Genomic DNA, 7500 nt, shown 5'->3' with positions numbered 1-7500 from the left:
CGCCGCAAGGACTTTCAGCACCCGCGGCCGGCCGGCGAGATCGGCCGCCACATCCGCTTTCAGCCCGGAATCCATGGCCATCGCCCGCAACGCCTCCGCCTGCCCCTCGCCGAACTCGAACAGCGCCACCCCGCCCGGCGCCAGCCGTTCCGGCATTTCCGGGATCAGCCGCCGATAGGGGTCCAGCCCGTCGGCGCCGCCGAACAGCGCGCCGGCCGGCTCGTGCAACGCCACGTCCGGCATCAGTTCCGTGCCGTCCGGGATATAGGGCGGGTTGCACAGGATCAGCTCGAACCGCCCCTCCAGCCCGTCGGTCCAGTCGCCCAAGCGGAAATCCGCCCGGCCGCCAAGCCCCAGCGCTTCGGCATTCCCCCGCGCCACTTCCAGCGCCGCTTCGGAACGGTCGATTCCCAGCCCGCGCGCGTCGGGCCATTCCGAAAGCGCCGCCAGCAGCAGCGCGCCCGACCCCGTGCCCAGATCCAGTATCGTCGCCGGCGGCCCGGCGCGGAAATGCGCCAGCGCCTCGGCGATCAGCGTCTCGCTGTCCGGCCGGGGCACCAGCACGTCGGCGGTCACCCGGATCGGCAGAGACCAGAATTCCCGCTCGCCCAGGATATGCGCCACCGGCTCATGCCGAATCCGCCGCGCGACCATCGCCGCGAACGCCGCCCGGCTTTCGTCGCTCACCGGCACGGACCCCACCAGCATCCGCAACCGTTCCTCGCCCAGCGCCTGCGACAGCAGCAATTCCGCATCCAGCCGGGGGGTATCGCCAGGGATCAGCCCGGCCGCCGCCCGCAACAGCGAATGCCGATCACCTGTTTCAGGCACCATAATCGCCATCCGGCTCAGCCAAACTAATCGCCATCCGGCTCAGCCAAAAAAGATCGCCATCCGGCTCAGACCGCATCCAATGCCGCCAGCCGCTCCGCCTCATCCTCGGCGATCAGCGCCGTCACCAGCTCCTCCAGCCCGGAGCCTTCCAGCACTTCGGGCAGGCGGTGCAGGGTCAGGTTGATGCGATGGTCCGTCACCCGCCCCTGCGGGAAATTATAGGTGCGGATCCGCTCGGAACGATCCCCCGACCCCACCATCGCCTTGCGGTCGGCCGAGCGAGCCGAGGCCAGCTTCTCCCGCTCCAGCTCGTAAAGCCGGGCGCGCAGCACCTTCATCGCCTTGGCCTTGTTCTTGTGCTGGCTCTTCTCGTCCTGCTGGCTCACCACCAGCCCGGTCGGCAAATGGGTGATGCGCACGGCGGAATCGGTGGTGTTCACGCTCTGCCCGCCAGGGCCGGAGGAGCGGAACACGTCGATCCGCAAATCCCGGTCGTCGATCGCCACATCCACTTCCTCCGCCTCGGGCAGCACGGCGACCGTCGCCGCCGAAGTGTGGATCCGCCCGCCGGCTTCCGTCACCGGCACCCGCTGCACCCGGTGCACGCCGCTTTCGAACTTCATCCGCGCGAACACGCCTTCGCCGTTCACGCCCATCACCACTTCCTTGAACCCGCCCAGTTCGGAAGGGGAGGCGCTGATCGTCTCCACCCGCCAGCCGCGAAGCTCGGCGTAGCGCTGGTACATGCGCGCCAGATCGGCGGCGAACAGCGCCGCCTCGTCGCCGCCGGTGCCGGCGCGGATTTCCAGGATCGCCGGCTTCGCGTCCGCCGAATCCTTCGGCAGCAGTTGCAGGGCGAGCGCCCGCTCCGCCTCCGGCAGCCGCGCCTTCAGTTCCGGCAATTCCTCGCCGGCCAGCGCCCGCATCTCGGCGTCGGCGGCCGGATCGGCCACCAAGGCCTCCAGCTCCGCCAGCTCGCGCCGCATGCCGATCACCGCCCGCGCCGCGTCGGCGGCCGGAGTCAGCTCGGCATAATCCTTGGACAGCGCCACGAAGCGCGAAGGCTCCAGCGCCGGATTCGCCATCTCGCTGGAAAGCGCCTCCTGCCGCTGGACGATCTGCGCCAGACGCTGGTCGGAAAGCTGCACCATCAACGCGCGGCCTGCAGCACCGCCAGCAGATCGGCCCGCGCCACCGTCCGCTGCGTGCCGGCGGCCATATCCTTCAGCGCAACCGTTCCGGCCTCCAGTTCGGAATCCCCCAGAATCACCGCGAAGCGCGCGCCGGACTTCGCCGCCCGCTCCATTCGCTTCTTCATATTGCCGCGCCAGCCCTGCTCGGCCGCAAAGCCCGCCGCGCGCAATTCCGCCAGCAGGCCGTTCGCGGCGAGTTCCGCCGCCTCGCCCATCGGCACCAGCGCCACCTCGACATCCGCCGCCGCCGGCTCGGAACACAGCATCATCAGCCGCTCGATACCGCCCGCCCAGCCGACGGCCGGGGTATGCGGCCCGCCCATCGCCTCGATCAGCCCATCGTAGCGCCCACCACCGATCACTGTCGCCTGCGAGCCCAGCGCATCGCTGACGAACTCGAAGGCCGTGTGGCGGTAATAATCGAAGCCGCGCACCAGCCGCGCCTGCCGCTCGAAGGCCACGCCGCTCGCCTGCAGCCCCTTCTGCACCGCTTCGAAGAAAGCCCCGGCCTCGGCGCTCATATAAGCGTCGATCGCAGGCGCCGCCTCCACCAGAGGCCGGTCCGCCGCCTCCTTGGAATCCAGAATCCGCAGCGGGTTCGTCTCCAGCCGCTTGCGGCTTTCCTCGCTCAGCACGTCCTTATGGGCGGAAAAATGCGCCACCAGCCCGTCCCGCCAGGCCGCCCGCGTCTCCGCGTCGCCCAGCGTGTTCAGCTGCAAGGTCACACCCTGCACCCCCAGTTCCTTCAACAGCAGGTCGGCAAAGGCGATCAACTCCACATCGGCCGCCGGCTCCGCCGCGCCGATCACCTCGGCGTCGATCTGGTGAAACTGCCGATACCGCCCCTTCTGCGGCCGCTCGTAGCGGAACAGCGGCCCATGCGTCACCAGCTTCAAGGGCGCGAACTGCTGCCAGCCCTCCGAAATATAAGCCCGGCAGATCCCCGCCGTGAACTCCGGCCGCAGGGTCAGCGATTCCCCGTTCCGGTCCTCGAACGAGTACATCTCCTTCGAAACCACGTCCGTCGTCTCGCCCAGCGTGCGGGCGAACACATGGGTGAACTCCACCACCGGCACTTCCACCCGCCGGAAGCCGAACCGCCGCGACACGTCGCGGAACGTCTGCGCCACATGCTCGAACCGCGCCGCCGGCTCCCCCAGGAAATCCTGCATGCCGCGGACGGGCTGCGCTTTCGGCCGCTGCGGCTTCTGATCATCGCTCATGGCGCGCGCCTAGCAGGCAAGGGGCGGGGATGCAAAAGCCCCGGCGTGCCGGCGATGCGAAGAGGTTCGAAGGGGCTCCGCCCCTTCACCCCGGCAGGGGCGTGACGCCCCTGCACCCCCGGTTCTCGGGAAGTTCGTCAACGCCGTGCAAGCGATGGAACCGATTGCCTGCGGCGCTGGCTGGCTTAAGCGCCGCAGGCAATCGAAACCTGTTGCGCGCGCGGCTGTGTTCGGGGTGGTGAGCCATTCGTCACCCCGGGCTTGACCCGGGGTCCAGCTTTCCGCCTCCACCGTCTTGCCCGCCCAAAAGCTGGACCCCGGGCCAAGCCCGGGGTGACAGCTATGGGCTATGTTGGCCGGTCTGGCGCTGCGTGAGGATTGAGGGTGCAGGGAAATCATTTCCCTGCCGGGGTGAAGGGGCAGAGCCCCTTCAAAGCCTGCCCGCCACCACAAGCTCTAAACCTCAGGCCCCCGCGCGGTAGCCTCTTCCAGCCACTTGTCGGTCAGCGGCGCCGGCGCGGCTTCCGGCTGGGCCGGCGGGGCGGCGGGCGCATCGGCGCGCAGGCTGGGGTCCAGCTGCCCGGGGTTCACCGGCTGCCCGCCATTGTCGAACAGCTCGCCGCCGGGTGCCAGGCCATAGGCCTCGGCGTCCGGCTCGGTCACGGCGTAGCCGGGCACGGACACCTCGTCGTCCAGCGGCGTCGGCGCCACGCCGGTCAGCGCCCGGCTCATGAAGGCGGCGAAGGCGCGGGCGGGGGCCTGCCCGCCGGCCAGCCCGCGCACCGGCTTGGCGTCGTCGCGGCCCATCCAGACGCCGGCGACCAGATCGGGGGTGAAGCCGATGAACCAGCCGTCCTTGTTGGAGCTGGTCGTGCCCGTCTTCCCGGCCAGTTCGCGGCCGATCTGCGCGGCGCGGCCGGTGCCCGTCTCCACCGCCGCGCGCAGCATGCCCGTCATATGCTGGGCGACGAAGGGGGCGACGAGGATTCGCGGCGTGTCCGGCTCGCGGTTGTAGAGCGTCCGCCCCGAGGCGGTGGTGATGGACTGGATCGCCCATGGCCGCGCCTCCACCCCGCCGCCGGCGATGGAGGCATAGGCCGCCGTCATCTCGATCAGCGTCGCTTCGGAGGCGCCCAGCGCCATCGCCGGCTGGGTGGAAATGGGGGTGGTGATTCCGAAGCGCCGCGCCATCGCCGCCACGCTGTCGAAGCCGAACCTCTGCGCCAGCCGCACCGCCACCGTGTTCACGGAAAGCGCGAAGGCCTGCTTCATCGACATCGCGCCCAGATAGCGGCCGTTGGAGTTGCGCGGGCTCCAGTTGCCGATGCGCAGCGGCTCGTCGACCACCGCCGAATCCGGAGTCATGCCCTCTTCCAGCGCCACCAGATAATCGAACAGCTTCCAGGAAGAGCCCGGCTGCCGCCGCGCCACCACCGCGCGGTTGTAGATGCTGGTGGCGTAGTCCCGCCCGCCGACCATCGCCGTCACCGCGCCGTCCCGGCGCATGGCGAGGATGGCGATCTGCGTGCCGCCGATCGGCTGCGCCTTGGCGGCCGCCTCGGCGGCGGCCTGGTGGCGGGGGTTGAGGCTGGTGGTCACGTCCAGCGGCTCTTCCGCCTCGTCGGTCAGGGTTTCCAGCTGCGTCAGCACCCAGTCGGTGAAATAGCGCACGTCGCCCTGGTTGCGGTCCACGACGAAATGCACGGAATCGACATCCGCCGACGCCGCCTGCTCGGGGGTGATGGCGCCGGATTCGCGCATGGTCACGATCACCACCTTCGCCCGCCCGCGCGCCCGCTCCGGGTCGGCGGTCGGCGCGTAGCGGCTGGGCGCCTTCACCAGCCCGGCGATGATCGCCGCCTTTTCCAGATCGAGCTGGCTGGCCGGATGGCCATAGAATTTGCGGCTGGCGGCATCGATCCCATAGGCCCCGCCGCCGAAATAGACGCGGTTGAGATAGGCCTCCATGATCTGCTGCTTGCTGTATTTGCGCTCCATGGCCATCGCCAGGATCAGCTCGCGGACCTTGCGGCCATAGGTCTGGGCGCGGGTCAGGAACAGGTTGCGCGCCAGTTGCTGGGTGATGGTGGAGGCGCCTTCCACCGTCCGCCCGGCCTCGAAATTCACCTTGGCGGCGCGCAGCATGCCGATCGGATCCACGCCCGGATGCCAGTCGAAGCGGCGGTCCTCCACCGCCTTCATCGCCTCGATCATCGGCGCGGGGATCTCGTTGTAGGGCAGCCAGCGGCCATAGCTCGGCCCCACCGTCACCAGTTCCGTGCCGTCCGCCGCGCGGATCACCACCGATTGGCCCTGCGGGCTCTTCATCAGCTCCTGATAGCTGGGGAGCGAAGCCATCGACATGGCGACCGCCAGCGAGACGCCCAGCACCGCCAGCAGCGCGAAGGCCGCGCTCCAGCCGATCACGCCGATCAGCAGCAGCCGCGCGACGGAGCGGCGCTTGGGCTTGCGTCTGGGCGGCGGGCTTTTCGGGGGCTGGGCGGGCATCTTTCCCTTCATGCCTTAGGCCGGCATTGCGGCGGCGACAAGGCAAAGCACCCAGAGACAATGGGGTCAGTTCGAGTTTGCGGTGAGCAGCTTCACCCCCAATCCCGTCACCCCGGGCTTGACCCGGGGTCCAGCTTCCCGCCTCCACCGCCATGCTTCCGGAAAAGCCGGACCCGGGTCAAACCCCGGGTGACGGATTAGCTCGCGCCCCACTATTCGCCCACGGCCTGCCGCAGCCCGCATTTCCCGCTGTCCTACGCGGCCGAACAGGCCGATACTGCGCCGCGGGGTCAGTATCAGGGGAGCAGGCATCATGCGCATCACAGGCGGATGGGCGGACGGCGTGGCGCGCCGGCAGTCGCCCAACATCAATCGCGGCCACCACAGCCGCGAACTCATCGTGCTGCACTATACGGCGAGCTACACGGCCGCCTCGGCGATCGCCACCTTCGCCTCCACATCGGGCAAGTCCAGCGCCCATTTCGTGGTGGAGACGACCGGCGAGATCACCCAGATGGTCAATCTGAACGACACCGCCTGGCACGCCGGCTATGGCGTGTTCCGGGGCGGCGGGCAGGTGAACCAGCGCTCGATCGGGATAGAGATCGTCAATCCCGGCTACCATTTCCGCTCGGCGGGCGGCGAGCTGCTGAACTGGGAACGCAAGCCGGTGCCGGAAAGCCGGCTCGCCCCCTTCCCCGGCCTGATCGAGGCGCGCGACCCCTGGGTCGGCTCGGCGCGGACCTGGTGGCCGCTCTTCCCGGAACCGCAACTGGGCGCGGTGGAGCGCCTCGTCCGCGCCACCCTCGCCGCCTGTCCGACGATTTCCGAAATCCTCGGCCACCGCGACGTGGACGGCGTGCGCAGGCTGAAGGTCGATCCCGGCCCGGCCTTTCCGATGGCGCGGATGCGGCGCCTGCTCGGCGACCGCGCCGACCCGGAGGACATCGGCGGCCGGCGCCTCGTCGTTCACTCGCCCTCTTCGCCGCTCAACATCCGGGGCGGGCCGGGCACGAACTTCGACAAGCTCGATCGCGGCCCGCTCAGGCACGGCCTGCAGGTCATCGAGCTGGAGGTGCGCGGAAGCTGGATCCGCGTCCGCGTCGGAGACGGCAACAGCGCCTTCGAAGGCTGGTGCTACGGCGAATATCTCCGCCCGGCCGCCTGACACCGCCGGGCCGACAAAGGGCGATTGTGCGGTTTTGAAACCCACGCGGTGAACGGCGGTTCCAGTGGGAAGCGAGGCTGTAACCCCCCCCCGTCACCCCGGGCTTGACCCGGGGTCCAGCTTTTCGGCTGGCGCGGCGCTGGAGGAAGACAGCGTCACCCCGGGTCAAGCCCGGGGCGACGGCTGTTGGAAATGTCGGTTGTCAGAGCGACGACCGCATGATCGCCGCTGGTTCGTAAACGGCGCGATCGCCAGACAAAGCGCTGTTACCGTGGCCGGGGCAGGTTCGGCCCGAAGGGGCGCGGCGGGCCGGCCGGCCGGTCGCGGCGCGGCATCTGCGCCTGATAGGCGACCAGGCAATGCTCGCCGCAATAGGGGAAGCCGGGGTTCACCGGCTTGCCGCAGAAGTGGAAGTCCGGCTCGTCCGGATGGCCGATCGGCCATTTGCAGATGCGGTCGTTCAGGTCGAGCAGCGTCACCTTCGCCCCCTTGGCGCGGGGCGCGGCCGGGCGGGCGGCCTGCGGCACCGGCTGGAAGGCCGGCGCCAGCGGCTCGGCCGGCGCGGGGGCCGGCT

Annotated in this window: 6 protein-coding genes (1 of these 6 only partly in view); 1 reads left to right on the top strand and 5 read right to left on the bottom strand. The window is 69.7% G+C overall.

The window, feature by feature from the left end; all coding sequences use genetic code 11:
• The 4 genes from prmC to L6Q21_RS14490 form a co-directional block, all read right to left on the bottom strand.
• A protein-coding gene (prmC, locus tag L6Q21_RS14505) for a peptide chain release factor N(5)-glutamine methyltransferase (RefSeq protein ID WP_237831488.1) crosses the window boundary here: on the bottom strand, nt 1-834 show its 5' portion. The gene continues 6 nt to the left of window position 1, outside the view; only the first 834 of its 840 coding nucleotides appear in the window; its start codon is at nt 832-834; its stop codon lies off the left edge, out of view.
• A 65-nt stretch (nt 835-899) separates the two neighbouring features.
• Nucleotides 900-1985, bottom strand: coding sequence for a peptide chain release factor 1 (gene prfA / locus L6Q21_RS14500; RefSeq protein ID WP_237831487.1), 1086 nt, complete (start codon nt 1983-1985; stop codon nt 900-902).
• On the bottom strand, nt 1985-3250 hold the full coding sequence (hisS, locus tag L6Q21_RS14495) for a histidine--tRNA ligase (RefSeq protein ID WP_237831486.1): 1266 nt from the start codon (nt 3248-3250) through the stop codon (nt 1985-1987). Before hisS ends, prfA begins: the two co-directional genes overlap by 1 nt.
• Before the next feature lie 456 nt (nt 3251-3706).
• Nucleotides 3707-5770, bottom strand: coding sequence for a transglycosylase domain-containing protein (locus L6Q21_RS14490; protein WP_237831485.1), 2064 nt, complete (start codon nt 5768-5770; stop codon nt 3707-3709).
• A gap of 301 nt (nt 5771-6071) precedes the next feature.
• Here L6Q21_RS14490 and L6Q21_RS14485 point away from each other — a divergent pair, with 301 nt between their 5' ends.
• Nucleotides 6072-6926, top strand: a complete 855-nt coding sequence (locus tag L6Q21_RS14485) for an N-acetylmuramoyl-L-alanine amidase (RefSeq protein ID WP_237831484.1) — start codon at nt 6072-6074, stop codon at nt 6924-6926.
• A 266-nt stretch (nt 6927-7192) separates the two neighbouring features.
• On the opposite strand, the gene L6Q21_RS14480 is transcribed toward L6Q21_RS14485, so the two are convergent.
• On the bottom strand, nt 7193-7500 hold a 308-nt coding region (locus tag L6Q21_RS14480; RefSeq protein ID WP_237831483.1), incomplete at its 5' end, for a GcrA family cell cycle regulator.

The organism is Sandaracinobacteroides sayramensis, from assembly GCF_022014495.1.
GTDB lineage: Bacteria > Pseudomonadota > Alphaproteobacteria > Sphingomonadales > Sphingomonadaceae > Sandaracinobacteroides > Sandaracinobacteroides sayramense.
The sequence above is the reverse complement of the archived record's forward strand: the minus strand, read 5'-3'. Positions and strand labels throughout refer to the sequence as shown.

What these genes read in the sequence shown, in the direction of transcription:
- prfA (WP_237831487.1), bottom strand. Translation starts at nt 1,985, where the DNA reads ATGGTGCAGCTTTCCGACCAGCGTCTGGCGCAGATCGTCCAGCGGCAG.
- hisS (WP_237831486.1), bottom strand. Translation starts at nt 3,250, where the DNA reads ATGAGCGATGATCAGAAGCCGCAGCGGCCGAAAGCGCAGCCCGTCCGC.
- L6Q21_RS14490 (WP_237831485.1), bottom strand. Translation starts at nt 5,770, where the DNA reads ATGAAGGGAAAGATGCCCGCCCAGCCCCCGAAAAGCCCGCCGCCCAGA.
- L6Q21_RS14485 (WP_237831484.1), top strand. Translation starts at nt 6,072, where the DNA reads ATGCGCATCACAGGCGGATGGGCGGACGGCGTGGCGCGCCGGCAGTCG.